This is a genomic window from Bradyrhizobium sp. IC3195, assembly GCF_020193585.1.
GTDB classification, from domain to species: Bacteria; Pseudomonadota; Alphaproteobacteria; order Rhizobiales; family Xanthobacteraceae; genus Bradyrhizobium; species Bradyrhizobium yuanmingense.
This window is the reverse complement of record NZ_JADYVG010000004.1, coordinates 372,177-391,545: the sequence shown is the minus strand read 5'-3', so window position 1 is coordinate 391,545 and position 19,369 is coordinate 372,177. Positions and strand designations below refer to the sequence as shown.

The window sequence follows — 19,369 nt, the reverse complement described above, 5'->3', positions numbered from 1 at the left end:
GTCAGCTCCCGCGCGGCGCCAGAAGCCGCAACAGATCGATCTCGGTCTCGCTGGCGCGGCGGCCGATCATGGCGCGCTCCATGGAATGGTCGGGCCCCTCGCGAAAGCGCTGCATCATGCCGCCGCACATGATGCCCCAGCGCAGCGTGCCCATCACTTCCCAGAACTTGACGCGCTCAGGGTCGACCTTGCGGCCCGAAGCCTCGTAACCGGCGAACAATTCCTCGCGCGAGCCAAAGCCGCCGACGGGCTTGTCGATCTCGCCGAAGCGCCAGGAGTTCACGCAGACCCAGCCGAGGTCCTCCATGGGATCGCCGAGATGGGCGAGTTCCCAGTCGAGCACGGCGCGAACGCCATCCGCGCCGATGATGAGATTGCCGTTGCGGAAATCGCCGTGCACCAGCGTGGTCTCGACTGAGGGACCCGGATCGTGGTCGCGGAGCCAGCGCAGCGCCAGCTCGAACACGGGCTTGGGCCAGTTCAGGCTGCGATAGTCGCGCTCGAACTCGGCGATCTCCTGGGTCGCGCCCCTGCTGCGCAACGCAGGCAATTTGTCCTGCGGCAGCCGATGCAGACCTGCGAGAATGCCGCCGATCTGCCGCGCCAGACGCGGCCGCGCCGCCGCATACTCTTGATCGCGAAGAATCTTGCGCGCGATGGTCTCGCCCTCGACGCGCTGCATGATGAAGCCGGTGCCGAGATCGTCCTCCGGCACCAGCACATGCAGGACGCGGGGCGACGGCACGCCGGCCTCATAGGCGAGCTGCATCAGCTGCGCTTCCGCGGCAAGACCGGCCGCGCGGGTCGGCGCGGCGCCATAGCCCTTTGGTGAGCGCCGCAGGATCGCGCCGATCGGCCCGTCGGGATGGGAGATGTCGAAGCGCCAGGTTTCCTGGCTGGCGCCGCCGGAGAGCTTTGCCGCACAGGTCGCGCCGGTCGCCCCTTTGCACCAGCGCCGGACGCTGCGTGAAAGCGCCGCCTCGATCATTTGCCCTTGAACTGCGCGGGCCGCTTCTCGAGGAAGGCGCCGACGCCCTCGCGGAAATCCTCGGTGTCGCCGGCGCGGAGCTGGCACTGGAATTCCAGATTGAGCTGATCCTCGAAGGAATTTTCCGGGCTGTCCCAATAGAGCTTGCGGATCAGCGACAGCGCCACGGTCGGCCCGCTGGCGAGATCGCGCGCCAGCTTCATCGCTTCCTCCATCAAGACGCCGTCATCATAGACGCGGTTGACAAGGCCCCATTCCAGCGCCTTCTCGGCCGGCAGGCGCTCGCCCATCAACGACAATTCGATCGAGCGCGCGCGGCCGACGAGGCGCGGCAACAGCCAGGTCGAGCCGCAATCCGGCACGAGGCCGATGCGGCGGAAGGCCTGCAGGAAATAGGACGAGCGCGCGCATAGGATCATGTCGCCGAGCAGCGCGAAGCTCATGCCGGCGCCGGCGGCCGGGCCATTGACCGCGGTGACGATCGGGCAGTGCAGGTTGCGGATGCGGCGCAGGAAGGGATGAAAGCCGGTCTCCAGCGTAAGGCCGGCCTTGGTCTTCTTCGCCTGGTTGTTGCGGCCTTGCAGATTGGCGCCCGTGCAGAACGCCCGCCCCGCACCGGTCAGCACCACGCAGCGCACCTCGTCCTTCTTCTCCTCGATCGCATCGAGCGCCTCGGAAAGACCGCCCAGCATGTCGACGGAGACCGCGTTCATCACCTCCTGATGGTCGAGCTTGAGGATCGCGACCGAGCCATCGAAGTCGAGCGTGACGTGTTTGAACTGCATGGTTTCCTCATCAGTTGCGGCCCGCACCAGTTTCGCAGGCCGGAATTCGTTTTGCCGGGGCGCATATTTGATTTTTGGCGCGGTCTTGTCCATGGTGATCGGAGCATAGCAAGCAATCTTGTGCGCAGCGGCTGATGCGCCGCAGTCAAAAAACAGGAAACGCGCCATGAACCTCTTCGACCTTTCCGGCCGCGTGGCCGTGATCACCGGTGGCAATGGCGGCATCGGGCTCGGTATCGCGCAGGCGCTCGCGGGCCAGGGCTGCAACGTCTCGATCTGGGGCCGCAATGCTGACAAGAACAAGGCCGCTGCCGCGAGCATGGAGGGCCTGTCCGGCAAGGTCGACAGCCGCGTCTGCGACGTCACCGATCCGGCCTCGGTCGCTTCAGCGATGAAGGCGACGCTCGACACCTTCGGCCGGGTCGATGGCTGCTTCGCCAATGCGGGCATCGGCGGCGGTGGCCGGCGCGCCTTCATCGAGCGCACCGAGGAGGAATGGCGCACGATGTTCGCGACCAATCTCGACGGCGTGTTCCACGCGTTCCAGGCCGCCGCCAAGCACATGACGGATCGCGCCAATGCCGGCGATCCCTTTGGCCGGCTGGTCGCGACCTCGAGCCTCGCCTCGATCTTCGGCACGGCGCGCAACGAGCATTATGCCGCGACCAAGGCCGCCATCAACGCGCTGGTGCGCGCGCTCGGCGTCGAGCTGGCACGTCACGGCGTCACCGCCAATGCGATCCTGCCGGGCTGGATCAAGAGCGACATGACCGCAGGGCTCATGGCGAACGACAAGTTCGTAGCCAACGTGATGCCGCGGATTCCGATGCGGCGCTTCGGCGAAGCCTCCGATTTCGGCGGCATCGCGGTGTATCTGATGAGCAAGGCGTCGTCGTATCACACCGCGGATACGTTCGTGATCGACGGCGGCTATACCGCGTTTTGATTCTCGTAGCCCGGATGGAGCGCAGCGAATCCGGGACGGCCAAAAGCAAGCAAGACCCGGATTTCGCTCTGCTCCATCCGGGCTACAACACTGAGGGAACGGGCAAATGTTTTCACACGTCATGATCGGTACCAACGACCTGGACAAGGCCAAGGCGTTCTACGACCAACTGCTCGGCACGCTCGAGGTGCGGCCGGCCAGGGTCGACGGCCACCGCATCTTCTACATCACCAAGACCGGAGTGTTCTCGGTATCGAAGCCGATCAACGGGGAGCCGGCGACCTGCGCCAACGGCGGCACGATCGGCTTTGCCGCCAATTCGCCGGAACAGGTCGATGCGTGGCACGCGGCGGGCGTTGCAGCCGGCGCAAAATCGATCGAGGATCCGCCCGGCATTCGCCAGGGCCCGGGCGGCAAGCTCTATCTGGCCTACCTGCGCGATCTCGATGGCAACAAGATCTGCGCGATGCATCGGATGGCGAACTAGCCGCATCCACTGCTGTCATTCCCCGCGACCCGGCTACGCCAAGGCTTCGCCAGGGTTGAGGTCCAGGGGCGCCGAAGCTTTAGCGTAGGCGGCAGGCGGGGAATCCAGTACGCCGCAGCTACTCTGTTCAATCACTGCCGTCTCGGAGTACTGGATCGCCCGCCCCAGTGCGCAAGTGCGCACAAGGCGGGCGATGACGGCGGAGAGCGTGGCGCGGGCGTGCCCAGTGCGCCGCGCCCATTCAAACAACATTTCAAACGGCCTTGCGATATTCCATCGCATGGCATGGCCTCACGCGTGAAAATGCGCCCTCGCACTTTGCCGGCGCTGCGACTATTCTTGCGCACAACACGTTCTAGCGATCCCGGGAGGACCAATGACAAAACACACCTACATTCCCCGCACCACCAACTACACGCTCAATCCCGGCGACGAGCTCAACGACTTGCGGATGTCGGACCAGGTCCGGCCGCTTTACGATCACGTCAAGAAGTTCATCCGCGATACCGTCGAGCCGATGTCGATCGAGTTCGCCAAGGCCGGCGAGGGCAAGGAAGATCGCTGGAGTTTTACGCCGAAGCAGCTCGATGTGCTGGAGAAGGCCAAGAACAAGGCCAAGCAGGAAGGCCTCTGGAACTTCTTCCTGCCCGATGACGAGACCGGCCAGGGCCTGAAAAATCTCGACTACGCCTATATCGCGGCAGAGCTCGGCAAGAGTCCGCTGGCCTCGGAGACCATGAACTGCTCGGCGCCCGACACCGGCAACATGGAGGTGCTGGAACGCGTCGGCACCAAGGAGCAGAAGGAGAAATGGCTGAAGCCGCTGCTCAACGGCGAAATCCGCTCGGCCTATGTCATGACCGAGCCGAACGTCGCCTCCTCCGACGCCAAGAACATCTCGACCACCGCGAAACTGGTCGGCGACGAATGGGTGATAAACGGCGAGAAGTACTACATCTCGGGTCTCGGCGATCCCCGCTGCAAGATCCTCATCGTGATGGTGAAGACCAATCCGGACGCGGCGCCGAGCAAGCAGCAGTCGCAGATCCTGGTGCCGCGCGACACGCCCGGCGTCGAGGTGCTCGGTCCCATGTACGTGTTCGGCCAGGACCACGCCCCGCGCGGCCACATGCACATGCGCTTCAACAATGTGCGCGTGCCGAAGGAGAACATCCTGCTCGGCGAAGGCCGTGGCTTCGAGATCTCGCAGCTCCGCCTCGGCCCCGGCCGCATCCATCACTGCATGCGCACCATCGGCAAGGCCGAGAAGGCGCTCGACCTGATGGTGCAGCGTGGCCTCACCCGTGAGGCCTTTGGCAAGAAGATCGCCCATCTCGGCGGCAACATGCAGATCATCGCGCAGGCGCGCTGCGAGATCGAGGCGATGCGGCTGATGGTGCTGAAAGCGGCAAAGGCAATGGACGTGCTCGGCAACAAGGAGGCCCGCGTCTGGGTCTCCATGGTCAAGGCCATGGTGCCCGAGCGCGCCTGCAGGATCATCGATCAGGCCATCCAGATGCACGGCGCCACCGGCATCTCGCACTGGACCCCGCTCGCCGAGATGTACCAGGACGTGCGGCACCTGCGCTTCGCCGACGGTCCGGACGAGGTGCACTGGATGGTGGTGGGCCGCCACGAGCTGAGCATGGCGTGAGCCGCTCTCTTGGCGCGCGTCGGCCTCTCCCCGCCCACGGGGAGAGGCGCAGAAAGAAACGGAGCCACCATGGACTACGCCGCCAGCGAGCTGACGCCACGCGAGCGCTACAAGGTGCTGACGTCCTTCATTCTGCCGCGGCCGATCGCGTGGGTGACCACGCTCGGGCCGACCGGCGTGGTCAACGCCGCCCCGTTCAGCTTCTTCAACGCCTTCTGCGAGGATCCGCCGCTCTGCATGTTCGCGGCCAACCGCAAGCCGAACGGCGAGGACAAGGACACGTTTCTCAACATCCAGCGCACCGGTGAATTCGTGGTCAACCTCACGGACGAGCCGCTGGCGCGGGCGATGCACGAGAGCAGCGGCGATTTTCCGCCTGAGATCAGCGAGCCCGATTATCTCGGGCTGAAGCTTGCGTCCTCGACGAAGATCGGAGTGCCACGGCTAGCTGACACGCCCTGGGCGATGGAGTGCAAGCTCTGGAAGCTGATCGACGTCAACGACGATCGCCGGCTGATCATGGGCGAAGGCCTCCACTTCCACATCCGCGACGAGCTCTGGGACGACAAGGCGATGCGGGTGCACATGGACCGCTATCACCCGATCGGCCGCATGTTCGCCGACCGTTACTGCCGCACCGATGACCGCGTGGTGTTTCCGGCGGCGGAGGGCATGAAGAAATAGGCCGCAGCAACGGTGCGCTGCCTCGCCCCATTCCTACGGGGCCGCGACGAGCTTGGCTCGCGCTGAGAGGGTTGCGGTGAGGGGCCTTTCTCCACGCGCGAGACTGTCGAGGGACCTGTACCCCCTCACCCGAATTCGATCTGCGATCGAATTCGCCTTCTCCCCACTTGCGGGGAGAGGTGATGAACCCGTCAGCTACGTCGCGGGCACGAGCTTGTCCTGGGTCTTGGTCTCGAAGTCGCTCGCGTCGTGGCGCTCATGGAGCTGGCTGGCGGGATCGCCGGAGACGCGGTTGACCATGCGGCCGCGCTTCACGGCGGGGCGCTGCGCAATCTGGTCGGTCCAGCGCTGCACGTTCCTGTAGTCCTGCACCGACAGAAATTCGCCGGCGCCATAGACCAGCCCCTTGGCGAGCGCGCCATACCAGGGCCACACCGCCATGTCGGCGATGGTGTAGTCCTTGCCCGCGAGATATTCGTTGTCGGCGAGACGCCGGTCGAGCACGTCGAGCTGGCGCTTGGTCTCCATTGCGAAACGGTCGATGGCGTATTCGATCTTGGTCGGCGCATAGGCGTAGAAATGGCCGAAGCCGCCGCCGAGATAGGGCGCACTGCCCATTTGCCAGAACAGCCAAGACATCGCCTCGGTGCGGGCCTTGACGTCCTTCGGCAGGAAGGCGCCGAACTTCTCGGCGAGGTAGAACAGGATCGAGCCTGACTCGAACACCCGGACAGGCTCGGGGCCGGAACGGTCCATCAGCGCCGGGATCTTGGAATTCGGATTGATGTCGACGAAGCCGCTGCCGAACTGGTCGCCATTGCCGATCCTGATCAGCCAGGCGTCATATTCGGCGCCCTTGTGGCCGAGCGCCAGGAGCTCCTCCAGCATCACGGTGACCTTGACCCCGTTCGGCGTCGCCAGCGAGTAGAGCTGAAGCGGGTGCTTGCCGACCGGCAGCTCCTTGTCGTGGGTGGGGCCGGCAATGGGTCGGTTGATGTTGGCGAATTGCCCGCCGTTCTCCTTGTTCCAGGTCCAGACTTTGGGCGGCACGTAAGGGGCGTCGGTCATGCGGGGCTCCGGGCAAAAAGGATGCGTCTGCATTAATTAGCCCGCAAACGGCCGATGACAAGGGCGCCGCAATGCATTGCCGGATGGGACAACTCTGCGTTTTGTCATGGCAGCCCCTCCCCTCCGTCATTCCCGGGTGCCCGCAGGGCCTGCGGCCCGCGGATAGAGCGCGACGTCTGCACACAAGATGCCTCCCCAGATCCGGCATGTCATCGATCGGCTAACGTCACTTTGCTTTGCCAGCGAAAGCAACGAGAATGCGAAGCCTGCCGCCGGGAGAGAGCCATGAAATCGCCGATCTGCGACAGCTGGGGATCGAATTCCCGCTGCTCGCCTTCAGCCATTGTCGCGACGTCGTTGCCGCCGTCAGCCGCGCCGGCGGCTTCGGCGTGCTGGGCGCGACCGTGCATACGCCGGACACGCTCGAGCGTGAGCTGACGTGGATCGATGATCACGTCGACGGCAAGCCTTACGGCATCGACGTGCTCATCCCGGAAAACATCTCGACAGCCGGCGAGAAGGACGTCACCTGGAAGAGCCTGGAAGCGCGCGTGCCGCAGGAGCACCGCAACTACACGCGCGATCTCCTGAAGAAGTACGACATCGAGCTGACCACCACCGAGGTCGCGGACAACCAGCCGCAGCCGTTCGACGGCAAGACCGCGCTTCAGCTGCTCGAGGTCTCCTTCAATCATCCGATCCGCCTGATCGCCAATGCGCTGGGCGTGCCGCCGAAGGCGATGATCGAGATGGGCAAGAAGCACGGCGTGCCGGTTGCAGCGCTGGTCGGCGCCAAGGAGCACGCGCTGCGCCAGGTCGCGGCCGGCGTCGATATTCTCGTCGTGCAGGGCACCGAGGCCGGCGGCCATTGCGGCGAGGTCTCGACCATGGTGCTGGTGCCGGAGGTGATCAAGGCGATCAAGACTATCCGAGACGTGCCGGTGCTGGCGGCCGGCGGCATCATGACGGGACGGCAGATGGCGGCCTGCATGGCGATGGGCGCGGCCGGCGTCTGGACCGGCTCGGTGTGGCTGGCCACGGTCGAGTCCGAGACAAGCGAGATCTTTCGCGAGAAGATGATCGCGGCATCCTCGCGCGATGCGGTGCGCTCGAAGGGCCGCACCGGCAAGCCGGCCCGGCAGCTCCGCTCAGTCTGGACCGACGCCTGGGACCGCGCGCCGGATAGCCCGGGCGCGCTGCCGATGCCGTTGCAAAGCATCATTAGCCGCGACGCCTTCCATTCGATCGACCGAGCCGCCGCAAGCGGCAACGCCAAGGCGCGCGATCTCGTCAGCTATTTCGTCGGCCAGGGCGTCGGCCTGATCGACAGCGTGAAATCGGCGGGTGCGGTGGTACAGGAGTTCAAGCAGGATTTCGCCGAAGCCGTCGAGCACATGAATGCGCTGGTGGCGGAGTGACGATCCCACTTGTCATTGCGAGCGCAGCGAAGCAATCCAGACTGCCTCCGCGGAAAGATCCTGGATTGCTTCGCTGCGCTCGCAATGACGAACAACTGACATCGTGAACTGAAGCAAGAAGAAATGACCAATATCCCCGAAGACCGCATCCCCGTCATCGTCGGCATCGGCGAGATCGTCGATCGCCCGAAGGAGATCGCCGAGGGTCTCGAACCGCTCGACCTGCTCGAACAGGCGCTGCGGCGGGCTGAACAAGACGCCGGCGCAAAGCTGCTCGGCGAGGTGCAATCGCTCGACGTCGTCAATTTCCTGAGCTGGCGCTATCGCGATCCGGAGCAGCTTTTGGCTCAGCGCCTCGGCATCTCGCCCGCGCATTGCTATTACGGCCCAGTCGGCGGCGAGAGCCCGATCCGCTACATCCACGAGGCGGCCAAGCGCATCGCGCGCGGCGAGTGCAGCGTGGCGGCGGTGTGCGGCGCGGAAGCGCAATCGAGCGCCACCAAGGCGGAGCGCGCCGGCGTCAAGCTGCCGTGGACGCCGTTCGCCCATGACGTCGAGGAACCCAAGCGCGGCGCGGCGTTCCAGAAGCCCTTAGCAGTGAAGCTCGGCGTATTTCGGCCTGTGACCGTCTATCCGTTCTATGAGGCGGCCTCCTCGGCGCATTGGGGGCAGACGCCGCGCGAAGCCATGGCGGAATCAGGCACGCTGTGGTCGCGCTATTCGGAAGCCGCCGCGGAGAATCCATACGCCTGGCTGAAGCGGCGTTATGCGCCGGAGGAGATCACGACGCCGACCGCAGACAACCGGCTGATCGCCTGGCCCTACAACAAGCTGATGGTGGCCAATCCCAGCGTCAACATGGGCGGTGCGCTGCTGCTCACCAGTCTCGCCAAGGCACGCGCGGCCGGGATCGCCGAAGACAAACTGGTCTACCCGCTCGGCGGTGCCTCGGCGGAAGAGCCGCGCGACTATCTGATGCGCGACCAGTTTTACGAGAGCCACCCGCAGAATGCCGTGCTCAAGAGCGTGATGGACCTCGCCGGCGGCGACCGCAAGACCTTCGACGCGATCGAGCTATACAGCTGCTTCCCCTGCGTGCCCAAGATGGCGCGGCGGACGCTGGGCTTGGGCCCCGACGTGCAGCCGACCGTGACCGGTGGCCTCACCTTCTTCGGCGCGCCGCTCAACACCTACATGACGCATGCGGCCTGCGCGATGGTGCGGCGACTGCGCGACGGCGCCAAGCTCGGCCTGCTCTATGGCCAGGGCGGCTTCGTCACCAAGCACCACGCGCTGGTGGTGTCGAAGACGGCGCCGCGCGAGGCGCTGGTGCAGGAAACGAGCGTGCAGGCCGAGGCGGACCGCAACAAGCGCGCGGTGCCGGAGTTCGTCGCGGAGGCCACTGGCAAGGGCAAGGTCGAGACCTTCACCGTGCTTTACGGCCGCGGCGGCAATATCGAGCATGGCGTCGTGATGCTGCGGACAGAGGACGATCGCCGCACGCTGGCGCGGGTCCCGGCGAGCGACGGCGCGACGCTGGCGCATCTGCTCGCCATGGATCGCACCCCGGTCGGCTCGCTCGGCGAAATCGCTATGGCAGAAGATAACGTGCCCGAGTGGCGGGTGGCGTGATCTCGTAGGGTGGGCAAAGCGAAGCGTGCCCACGGCCTTCGTGTGATCCGGAAAGAATGGTGGGCACGGCGCAAGAGCGCCTTTGCCCACCCTACGAGATCTCAGCCCTTCGGCGCCTGTTTTCCGACGCGGTCGAGAGTCAGGCGGCGCGAACCGAGTTCAGGAACTTGCCGACCTCGAGCTTGAGGCGGTTGGAATCGCGGGACAGCATCTGGGCCGCCGACAGGACCTGCGTGGACGCTGATCCCGTCTCCGAGGCGCCGCGCTGCACGTCGCCGACGTTGGACGAGACCTGCTGGGTGCCCAGGGCGGCCTGCTGCACGTTGCGGGCGATCTCCTGGGTCGCTGCGCCCTGCTGCTGCACGGCCGTCGCGATGGCCGAAGCGATCTCCGACAGACGCGCGATGGTGCCGCTGATCTCCCCGATGGCGCTGACCGAATCCTGCGTCGCCGCCTGGATGCCGCCGACCTGCTGGCCGATCTCGCCGGTGGCCTTGGCCGTCTGCTCGGCGAGCGCCTTGACCTCGGAGGCCACCACCGCGAAGCCGCGGCCGGCTTCGCCAGCCCGCGCCGCCTCGATGGTAGCGTTGAGTGCCAGCAGGTTGGTCTGGCCGGCAATCGCATTGATGAGCTCGACGACATCGCCGATCCGCGCCGCAGCCCGCGACAGCTCGCTAACACGCTCGGTGGTGGCATGCGCCTGGCTGACCGCCTCGCTCGCGATCCGGGAGGAATCCTGCACCTGCCGCCCGATCTCGCGCACCGAGGACGACATCTCCTCGGCAGCCGAAGCCACCGAATGGACATTGCTGGAGGCGGCCTCCGAGCCGGACGCAACTACCGTGGCCAGCTCCTGCGCCCGGCCCGCGGTCGAGGACAGGGTCGAGGCCGATGCCTCAAGCTCAGTCGCGGCGGCCGATACGGTCTCGACGATTTCCCCGATCGCCGCCTCGAAACCGTCGGCAAGCTTGGTCATGTCGGCCTTGCGCTGCGCCTCGGCGCGGCGCTGCACCGCCTGCACCTCGTCGCGGCTGAAACGGACGATGGTCTGCACGGTCTGAAGGTTGCGCAGCGCCTCGCCGATCTCGTCGTCGCGCTCGATCACGATGCGATTGTCAAGCTTGTCCTGCACGAGGTTGACCAGCGTGTCGTTGAGCTGCCGCATCGGTCCCTGAATAGCACGCATGGTCGCAAGGCCTGCGAAGCCGACGATAGCCGCACCGGCGACAGCCAGCAGCGACAGGATCAGGCTGGTCGAACCGCCGGTGGCGACCGCGCCACCGATGCCGAGCGCGAGCATGAACAGCGTCTGGAGCGCCATCATCGTGACCAGGCGCGCCTTCAGCGTCCCGGTGAAGATGCCGAAGTGGTCGAGCCAAGAGCGGCGGCGGATGATGCCGGCGTCGATGCGATAGCCGTGCGGCTTCTTCTCGCGGATGGCGGCATAGACCTCTTCGGCGAGCTTGCGCTGGTCGGCCGGCAGCTTGGTGCGGATCGACGTATAGCCCTTGACCTCGCCGTTCTCGCGGATCGGAGAAGCCGTCGCCAGCACCCAATAGAAGTCGCCGTTCTTGCGGCGGTTCTTGACTGCGCCGAGCCAGGGCTTGCCGGCCTTCAGCGTGTCCCAGAGATTGTCGAATGCCTCCGGCGGCATGTCCGGGTGACGAACGATATTGTGCGGCTGGCCCATCAGTTCCGCGGACGTGAAGCCGGCGGCCGCGAGGAAGTCCTCGTTGAAGTACGTGAGCTTGCCCTTCAGATCGGTCCGCGAAACGATCAACGTCTCATCACTGACCGGATATTCAACGGTGGTGACGGGAAGATTCTTGCGCATCAGAGCCCCCAACAATGCGATATGCGTTCATTCCAGACAGGACGGCCGCTGTTCGAGGCGTCTTCCCTCAATTCTCGTAAGGCGAATTTAACTATCCATGAAATGGGCGCCCCGTATGTTTACGGTCGGCTCCCCATGATCCTACCGCTAGACGACATCACGCTACCGCAGAAAAAAAGAGCGGCGCATTTGGCACCGCTCCTGGTTTGATCAATCCACGGCCGCGCCTTACGCGGCGCGGACGTTGGTCAGGAACTTGCTGACCTCACTCTTCAGCCGGCCCGAATCATTCGACAGCATCTGCGCCGCCAACAGCACCTGCGAGGAGGCCGTGCCGGTCTCGGTCGCGCCGCGCTGCACGTCGGTGATGTTGGACGACACCTGCTGGGTGCCCTGCGCCGCCTGCTGAACGTTGCGGGCGATCTCCTGCGTCGCGGCGCCCTGCTCTTCCACCGCAGCGGCAATGGCCGACGAGATCTCCGACAGGCGCTCGATGGTCGAGGAGATCTCCTTGATGGCGCCGACGGAGTCGTTGGTCGCCGCCTGGATGCCGGAGATCTGCTGGCCGATCTCGCCGGTCGCCTTCGCGGTCTGCTCGGCGAGCGCCTTCACCTCGGAGGCGACGACGGCAAAACCGCGGCCGGCTTCGCCTGCGCGCGCCGCCTCGATGGTGGCGTTCAGCGCCAGCAGGTTGGTCTGGCCGGCGATGGTGTTGATCAGCTCGACGACGTCGCCGATGCGCGCGGCGGCCTTGGACAATTCGCTGACGCGCTCGGTGGTGGCACGGGCCTGACCGACTGCATCGCCCGCCATCCGCGCTGATTCCTGCACCTGGCGGCTGATCTCGCCGACCGACGAAGCCATCTCCTCGGTCGCCGAGGCCACCGACTGCACGTTGGTGGAGGCTTCCTCCGAAGCGCCGGCCACCGTGGTCGCGAGCTTCTGGGACCGCTCGGCCGTACCTGTGAGGGTGGTGGCCGATGCTTCCAGCTGGGTCGATGCCGACGACACTGTTCCGATGATCTGGCCGACGGCGCTCTCGAAGTCGTCGGCGAGCCTGACCATGTCGCGTTTGCGCTGCTCGGCATTGCGACGCTCGGTTTCAGCCTGTTCCGCCTTCAGCCGCTCGACCTCGATGGCATTGGTCTTGAACACCTGGACCGCCTGAGCCATCTCACCGATCTCGTCCTTGCGTTCGATACCCGATACGATCACCGAGGTGTCCCCATTCGCGAGAACACCCATCTCGGTCGTGATGCGCTGGATCGGGCGGGTGACCGCGAAGGCGACGCCGAAGGCGCCCACGAGCGAGAGCAGCAGGGTGACGAGGCCTCCGATCAGCATGGCCATGGTGGCGCTGGACGAGGCGGCGTCGGAGGCAGCCGCCCGCACTGACAACAGCGACCGCTCTTCCCTGTCCATTTCCTGGACGACGGCGCGGAGGCCATCCATCGACTTCTTGCCGGCTCCGGAAGCCTCGAGCTCACGCGCCTTCGCCTGGGTTGCCGGATCCTTCATCAGCGCGATTTCGCGCTGCGCGACGTTGGTTGCCCAGTCGTTGGCAAGCGCCTTGACCTGCTCGAGTCGCTTCTGCTGCGTGGCGTTGTCCGAGGTCAGGCTGCCGACTTTGGCCGCCGCAGTCTGAAATTGTTTCAGCCCGGCTTCGTAAGGAGCGAGAAAGCCGGCATCGCCAGACACGAGATAGCCGCGAACGCCGGTTTCCTGATTGACCATCGCACCGACAAGCTCGGAAAGCTGCTCCAGCACCTGATAGGTATGCACTGTCATCTTCGCCGTGGAATTCATTACGCTCAGCGAGTTGTAGATGGCTGCGGTGCTGCCGGCGACGACGAGACAGATCGCCGCGAATACGGCGGAAACCTTAATGGAAATACGAAGGTTGTTGATCCAAGACATTAAATCCTCCCCAATGCTGACGGTCGGGAGTTGCTGGTCCGGACCGGCTCCGATCGTGCTACGACTTCCGCCACGATCTTACCGTCGCTCAGGATTGTTAGGTTTAACGACGCTACGCAGTAGTACGGAGCTTTCGCTGAAGAGTACGTCGCAATTCTACGGGCATATCGACAGCGCAACGCGCGCAGGAAAAACTATGAGCGGCGCCGATGGCGCCGCCCTTGCTTGTGGAACCCACGTCTGTCTACGCGGCGCGGACGTTGGTCAGGAACTTGCTGACCTCGTTCTTCAGCCGGCCCGAATCATTCGACAGCATCTGCGCCGCGGACAGCACCTGCGAGGAGGCCGTGCCGGTCTCGGTCGCGCCGCGCTGCACGTCCGTGATGTTGGACGACACCTGCTGGGTGCCATGCGCCGCCTGCTGAACGTTGCGGGCGATCTCCTGCGTCGCGGCGCCCTGCTCTTCCACCGCAGCGGCGATGGCCGACGAGATCTCCGACAGGCGCTCGATGGTCGAGGAGATCTCCTTGATGGCGCCGACGGAGTCGTTGGTCGCCGCCTGGATGCCGGAGATCTGCTGGCCGATCTCGCCGGTCGCCTTCGCGGTCTGCTCGGCGAGCGCCTTCACCTCGGAGGCGACGACGGCAAAACCGCGGCCGGCTTCGCCGGCGCGCGCCGCCTCGATGGTGGCGTTCAGCGCCAGCAGGTTGGTCTGGCCGGCGATGGTGTTGATCAACTCGACGACGTCGCCGATGCGCGCGGCGGCCTTGGACAATTCGCTGACGCGCTCGGTGGTGGCACGGGCCTGACCGACTGCATCGCCCGCCATCCGCGCCGATTCCTGCACCTGGCGGCTGATCTCGCCGACCGACGAGGCCATCTCCTCGGTCGCCGAGGCCACCGACTGCACGTTGGTGGAGGCTTCCTCCGAAGCGCCGGCCACCGTGGTCGCCAGCCGCTGCGAGCGGTCGGCGGTCGCGGTCAAGGTCGAGGCGGAGGCCTCTAACTGGGTCGAGGCCGATGACACGGTCTGGACGATCTCGCCGATCATCGTTTCGAATTCGCGGGTGATGTCGTCGACGCGGCGGCCGCGCTCGATCTTGGCTTCGGCGTCGGCCGCGGCGGCTTCGTCGGCGGCCTTCTTGGCGATCAACGCCTCCTTGAAGATCTGGAGCACGTCGGCCATGGCGCCGATCTCGGTCTTCTCGCCGCGATGCGGGACTTCGGCGGAGAGGTCGCCTCGGCCCAGGGCCTGCATCGGCAGGGTGATCGAGTTGATGCCGCTAGACACGTCGCGGACGAGATAGAAACTGACGGCGATGCCGATGACGATGGCGGCGCCGAGAATTGCCGAGACCAGCATGAAGGCGTAGGCGTAGCTGTCGGCGGCGTCCTGAGCGGCCTGTTCTCCGCCTTTGGTGTTGAGCTCGATGTCCTTGGTCAGGACCTCGTCTGCCTGAAGACCGAGCTTGTTGACGGTCTTCGTATTCAGCTCCCGGGCCTCGTGTGGGATCTTGCCGGCTTCCTTGCGCGAGAGCGCCATCACCTCTTCGGTGCCCCTCTTGTAATCGTCCCAGAGCTTTGCCCATTGGGTGTAGAGCGCCCTCTCCTCCGGCGAGGTGATCATCGGCTCGTAGCGGCTGCGGTATTTGGCAAGCGCCTCGAGCACCGTCACGGCCGTCTTTTCGTTGGCGAGCTTCTCGTCCAGCGTGTCGGAAAGCATGTGCTGGCGGACCACGTTGCGATAGGTGATGACGCTCGCCCGAAGCTCGCCCAGCACCCGCACGCTGGGCATCCAATTCATCGTGATGTCGACCGTGTTGGCGTTCATCGACCGCATTTTCATGATGGCGAGCAGGCCCATGCCGGCCATCGCGACGAGCAGGAATGCCACGACACTGATGATCTTGGCGCGGATGGAAATGTTGGCGAACATAATCGGATCTCGTTGTGCTGGCGCGGATGCGCGTCGAAGCTCTAAGAATCAACCAAAGAGGAGCTGCGGCGACATCTGAGCGCAGAGCACCTGCGCAAATGTTAACTGCGGCTCCGTACGAGTACCGAAGCCGAAAGAAATGAACGATGGACTAAGGAGGCTCTGCGCTCAGCGCATGAGCCTAAGCGCGTCGGAGAAGAAGTCCGGACCGCCAAAGTTTCCAGATTTCAAAGCGAGCAACATCTCGCCGGAGCTTGCACCGACCGCGCGCAGCACCGGGACTCCCGCCGCGATTTCTACTCCTACGAGAAATCCAGGAATTTTCAACCGATCGACCACGGCGCCGGATGTCTCGCCACCGGCGACGATCAAGCGACGGACGCCGGCCTGCACCAGACCCTCGGCGATGCCGGCCATGGCCTGCTCGATGGCGTGGCCTGCGGCATCGCGGCCATGGCGTGCCTGCACGGCCGCAACGGCGTCCGGCGTCGCGCTCGAAGCGATCAGCACCGGACCTTCCGCAAGCCGCGGCCTCGCCCAGTCCAGCGCACGCTGCGCTTCAGCGGCGCCCGCGACGATCCGCTCCGGATCGAGATGAAGCACCGGCATGATGCGTTCGGCGCTGGCGATCTGCTGAAGCGTCGCCTGCGAGCAGCTGCCGGCAAGGCATGCCGCCAGGCCGCCGACGGCCGCGCCGGTTTCGCCGCTCGGCGCCGGCTTCACCTTGCCCGTCGACACCAGCGCGCGCGCAAGCCCGAGGCCCATGCCGGACGCGCCGACCGACAGAAGATGTTCAGCGGCGACGAGACCGATGGTCTCGAGGTCGCGGTCGAATACGGCGTCGATGATCGCAGCACCGATGCCTCTGGCGGCGAGCTCAGCCAGCCGTGCCCGCACGGCCTCCGCGCCGCGCGCGACGGTGGCGAGATCGACGAGGCCGATCTGCGTGCTGCTCTGGCGCGCCAGCACGCGCACCAGGTTGGAATCATGCATCGGGTTGAGCGGATGGTCCTTCAGCGGGCTCTCGCTGAGCGGCACGGCGCCGACGAACAGATTGCCCTGATAGACGGTGCGCCCGGTCTCCGGAAAGGCAGGCGTCACCAGCACGGCTCCCTCGCCGCAATCGGCGCGCAGCGCATCCATGACCGGGCCGATATTGCCGGCGTCGGTGGAATCGAAGGTCGAGCAGATCTTGAACAGCACGTGGCCCACGCCGCGGCCGCGCAGCCATTTGTCCGCCGCGCGCGAGCGCGACACGGCAAGGCCGGCCTCGATCGAGCGGCTCTTCAGCGACACCACGACGGCATCGACCTCGGGCAGCATCAGATCGTCGGCAGGGATGCCGATGGTCTGGACGGTGCGCAGGCCGGCGCGCGTCAGCGTGTTGGCGAGATCGGAGGCGCCGGTGTAATCGTCGGCGATGCAGCCTAACGCTGGGGTCACGGCTTCACTCCCGCATAGGGCTTGAACCAGGCGAGGCCATCGGTGGTCTTGCCGCGCGGATTGTATTCGCAGCCGACAAAGCCGGCATAGCCGAGCCGGTCGAGCTCATCGAACAGGAACGGATAGTTCAGCTCCTCGCCATCGGGCTCGTTGCGCGAGGGAATGCTCGCGATCTGGATGTGGCCGATGATCGGCATCATCTCGCGCAGCCGCATGGTGACGTCGCCATGGATGATCTGGCAGTGATAGATGTCGAACTGGAGCTTCAGGTTCGCAAGCCTCAGCTCCTGGATCAGATCCCGCGCAAAGCCGAAATCGTTGAGAAAGTAGCCGGGCACGTTGCGCGCATTGATCGGCTCGATCACGATGTCGATGCCGTGCGGCGCGAAGAACTCGGCGGCCCAGGCCACCGATTTGTAAAAGGCCTCGATCGCGACGCGCTCGCCGCGATTGGCGATGCCGGCCATCAGGTGCAGGCGCTTGACGCCCGTCGCCTTGGCATAAGGCAGCGCCGTCTCCAGGCTCGCCTTGAGATCGGAAAAGCGCGATGGCAGTGCCGCAAAGCCCTTCTCGCCGGCGTTCCAGTCGCCCGGCGGCAGGTTGAACAGCGCCTGGGTCAGGCCGTTGCGCTTGAGCCGTTCGCCGACGGCCTCGGCGGCATGCTCGTACGGAAACAGGAATTCCACCGCGGTGAAGCCCGCTTGCGCGGCGGCGTCGAAGCGGTCGAGGAACGGCACCTCGGTGAACATCATCGAGAGATTGGCGGCGAAACGGGGCATTGGAGATCCTCTGTTACTTGTCGCCGGGCAGCTTGACGCCGGTGACCTGCGCATACATGCGCGCGACCGATGCGTCGTCGTCGCGGCCCATGCCGGCGGCCGATGTCATCAGGAACATCTGGAGCGCGGCGGCGGAGACCGGCACGGGGAATCGGGCCGTGCGCGCCATGTCCTGGATGATGCCGAGGTCCTTGACGAAGATCTCCACCGCGCTTCGTGGCGTGTAGTCGCCGTCGAGCACATGTGGCATGCGGTTCTCGAACATCCAGGAATTACCGGCCGAGGCCGTGATCACCTCGTAGACCTTGCGGATGTCGAGGCCCTGCTTGGCTGCGAACGCCATGGCTTCGCTGGCGGCGGCGATGTGAACGCCGGCGAGCAGCTGATTGATCATCTTGAACGCAGCGCCCTGCCCGGCGGCATCGCCGAGCTCGTAGAGCTTTGCAGCCATGGCATCGAGCGCCGGCCGCGCCTTGGCAAAGGCGGCCGAGCTGCCGGAGGCAAGAATCGTCAATTCGCCTTGCGCGGCGCGCTGCGCCCCGCCGGAGATCGGCGCATCCAGATAGTGCCGGCCGGTCGCCTCCAGCTGCTTGGCAAGACGGCGCGCCACGTCGGGATCCATCGTCGCCGAGGAGACGAACACGCTGTCCTTGGGCATAGTCTCGGCGGCGCCATCCTTGCCGAACAGGATGGTTTCGGTCTGCGCGGCATTGACCACCACGCTGACGACGATGTCTGCGTCCTTGGCCGCTTCGGCCGGCGTCTTGGCCCCCGCGCCGCCGTCCTTCACGAAGCGCGCGACGGCATCCGCCGAGACGTCGCAGCCGGTCACGGCATGGCCGGCGCTCTTGAGCGAGGTCGCCATGCCAAATCCCATCGAGCCGAGCCCGACGACGGCAATACGCTGATTTTGTGAGGTGGAGGCGGACATATGCAACTGACCCTTGCGAGCGTTTCCCAGATGGCCGCCCTTTGCGGCAGCTTGGCAACCGAATAACACGGCTTGGCCGCGCTGCCAAAGCGTGAGACAAGCAGGCATGACGGCCATGAGCAATGAGACATTGCTGCGCGAGGACATCTGCCGCTTCGGACGGTCCCTGTTCGAGCGCGGGCTGACGCCGGGCTCCTCCGGCAATATCAGCGTCAAGCTGGACGATGGCGGCTGGCTGGTGACGCCGACCAACGCCTCGCTCGGCTTCCTCGATCCCGCGAAACTGTCACGGCTGGACCAGCAGGGCCGGTTAATGTCGGGCGATGCGCCGACCAAGGAAGTTCCGCTGCACAATGCGCTCTACGACACGCGCGGCAGCGCGCGGGCCATCGTGCATCTGCACTCCACGCATTCGGTGGCGCTGTCGATGCTGCCCGAGATCGATCCGCGCGCCGCGCTGCCGCCGATGACGGCCTATTATTTGATGAAATGCGGCGCCACCGCGCTCGTGCCCTATTACCGCCCTGGCGATCCCGCGGTCGCAGATGCGATCAAGGGGCTGGCTGGGAAGTACTCATCCGTGCTGCTCGCCAATCACGGCCCGGTCGTCGCCGGCGACACGCTGGAAGCGGCGGTGTTCGCGACGGAAGAGCTGGAGGAGACGGCGAAGCTGTACCTGCTGCTGCGCGGAATGAACCCGCGGTACTTGTCGCCGGCGCAGGTGACGGATCTGGTGAAGGTGTTCGGGGTGACGCTGCCGGAGCACGGGCACGAGTATTAGCGACTTGCGGTAAGGGGTGGACGAGCGTCGCCTCACCACCGCTGTCATTCCCCGCGAAAGCGGGGAATCCAGTACGCCGCGGCTTC

At 65.4% G+C, this 19,369-nt stretch carries 15 protein-coding genes and 1 pseudogene; 7 read left to right on the top strand and 9 right to left on the bottom strand.

The features are described from left to right. Nucleotide 1: 1 nt before the first annotated feature. Both I6F09_RS12175 and I6F09_RS12170 read right to left on the bottom strand, forming a co-directional pair. The gene (locus I6F09_RS12175) at nt 2–988 is read right to left on the bottom strand and encodes a phosphotransferase family protein (protein ID WP_225188143.1); all 987 of its coding nucleotides are present in this window, start codon (nt 986–988) and stop codon (nt 2–4) included. After that, on the bottom strand, nt 985–1,773 hold the full coding sequence (locus I6F09_RS12170; RefSeq protein ID WP_036044702.1) for an enoyl-CoA hydratase/isomerase: 789 nt from the start codon (nt 1,771–1,773) through the stop codon (nt 985–987). The genes I6F09_RS12175 and I6F09_RS12170 overlap by 4 nt, the downstream gene beginning before the upstream one ends. Nucleotides 1,774–1,939: 166 nt before the next feature. On the opposite strand from I6F09_RS12170, the gene I6F09_RS12165 reads away from it, so the two are divergent. The 4 genes from I6F09_RS12165 to I6F09_RS12150 all read left to right on the top strand — a co-directional run bounded on the left by I6F09_RS12165 (nt 1,940) and on the right by I6F09_RS12150 (nt 5,544). Continuing rightward, nucleotides 1,940–2,719, top strand: coding sequence for an SDR family oxidoreductase (locus tag I6F09_RS12165; protein ID WP_036044683.1), 780 nt, complete (start codon nt 1,940–1,942; stop codon nt 2,717–2,719). Between the two features lie 106 nt (nt 2,720–2,825). Beyond that, nucleotides 2,826–3,206 carry a VOC family protein gene (locus I6F09_RS12160; RefSeq protein ID WP_036023004.1) on the top strand — a complete coding sequence of 127 codons (381 nt, stop codon included), beginning with the start codon at nt 2,826–2,828 and terminating at the stop codon, nt 3,204–3,206. Nucleotides 3,207–3,582: 376 nt separating this feature from the next. Beyond that, nucleotides 3,583–4,860, top strand: a complete 1,278-nt coding sequence (locus I6F09_RS12155) for an acyl-CoA dehydrogenase family protein (protein ID WP_225188142.1) — start codon at nt 3,583–3,585, stop codon at nt 4,858–4,860. A 69-nt stretch (nt 4,861–4,929) separates the two neighbouring features. Further along, nucleotides 4,930–5,544, top strand: a complete 615-nt coding sequence (locus tag I6F09_RS12150) for a flavin reductase family protein (protein WP_057027095.1) — start codon at nt 4,930–4,932, stop codon at nt 5,542–5,544. A 195-nt stretch (nt 5,545–5,739) separates the two neighbouring features. Here the strand turns inward: I6F09_RS12150 and yghU are convergent, their stop codons facing one another. Continuing rightward, nucleotides 5,740–6,612: a glutathione-dependent disulfide-bond oxidoreductase gene (gene yghU, locus I6F09_RS12145; RefSeq protein ID WP_109144471.1), complete on the bottom strand. Its 873-nt coding sequence runs from the start codon at nt 6,610–6,612 to the stop codon at nt 5,740–5,742. Between the two features lie 285 nt (nt 6,613–6,897). On the opposite strand from yghU, the pseudogene I6F09_RS12140 reads away from it, so the two are divergent. Together I6F09_RS12140 and I6F09_RS12135 are read left to right on the top strand one after the other, a co-directional pair. After that, nucleotides 6,898–8,030, top strand: a pseudogene (locus I6F09_RS12140) (nitronate monooxygenase). A gap of 123 nt (nt 8,031–8,153) precedes the next feature. Further along, entirely contained in the window at nt 8,154–9,662 is a 1,509-nt protein-coding gene (locus I6F09_RS12135) for an acetyl-CoA acetyltransferase (RefSeq protein WP_225188140.1), read from the top strand. Between the two features lie 139 nt (nt 9,663–9,801). Here I6F09_RS12135 and I6F09_RS12130 read toward each other — a convergent pair whose 3' ends face one another. From I6F09_RS12130 to ltnD, 6 genes are all read right to left on the bottom strand, one after another. Then, entirely contained in the window at nt 9,802–11,496 is a 1,695-nt protein-coding gene (locus tag I6F09_RS12130) for a methyl-accepting chemotaxis protein (protein ID WP_225188139.1), read from the bottom strand. Nucleotides 11,497–11,724: 228 nt separating this feature from the next. Continuing rightward, entirely contained in the window at nt 11,725–13,413 is a 1,689-nt protein-coding gene (locus I6F09_RS12125) for a CHASE3 domain-containing protein (RefSeq protein ID WP_225188138.1), read from the bottom strand. 244 nt (nt 13,414–13,657) lie between these two features. Then, entirely contained in the window at nt 13,658–15,349 is a 1,692-nt protein-coding gene (locus I6F09_RS12120) for a methyl-accepting chemotaxis protein (protein WP_074447503.1), read from the bottom strand. Nucleotides 15,350–15,517: 168 nt separating this feature from the next. Then, nucleotides 15,518–16,792 (bottom strand): 3-oxo-tetronate kinase, encoded by a 1,275-nt coding sequence (otnK, locus tag I6F09_RS12115; RefSeq protein WP_225114881.1) that lies wholly within the window; start codon nt 16,790–16,792, stop codon nt 15,518–15,520. Beyond that, nucleotides 16,789–17,571 carry a 2-oxo-tetronate isomerase gene (otnI, locus tag I6F09_RS12110; protein ID WP_036025697.1) on the bottom strand — a complete coding sequence of 261 codons (783 nt, stop codon included), beginning with the start codon at nt 17,569–17,571 and terminating at the stop codon, nt 16,789–16,791. Before otnI ends, otnK begins: the two co-directional genes overlap by 4 nt. A gap of 13 nt (nt 17,572–17,584) precedes the next feature. Further along, a complete protein-coding gene (ltnD, locus tag I6F09_RS12105; protein WP_036025711.1) occupies nt 17,585–18,502 on the bottom strand; it encodes an L-threonate dehydrogenase in 918 nt (305 codons plus the stop codon). 106 nt (nt 18,503–18,608) lie between these two features. Between ltnD and I6F09_RS12100 the strand changes: the two genes are divergently transcribed. Continuing rightward, nucleotides 18,609–19,283, top strand: a complete 675-nt coding sequence (locus I6F09_RS12100) for an aldolase (RefSeq protein ID WP_225188137.1) — start codon at nt 18,609–18,611, stop codon at nt 19,281–19,283. Nucleotides 19,284–19,369 lie beyond the last annotated feature (86 nt).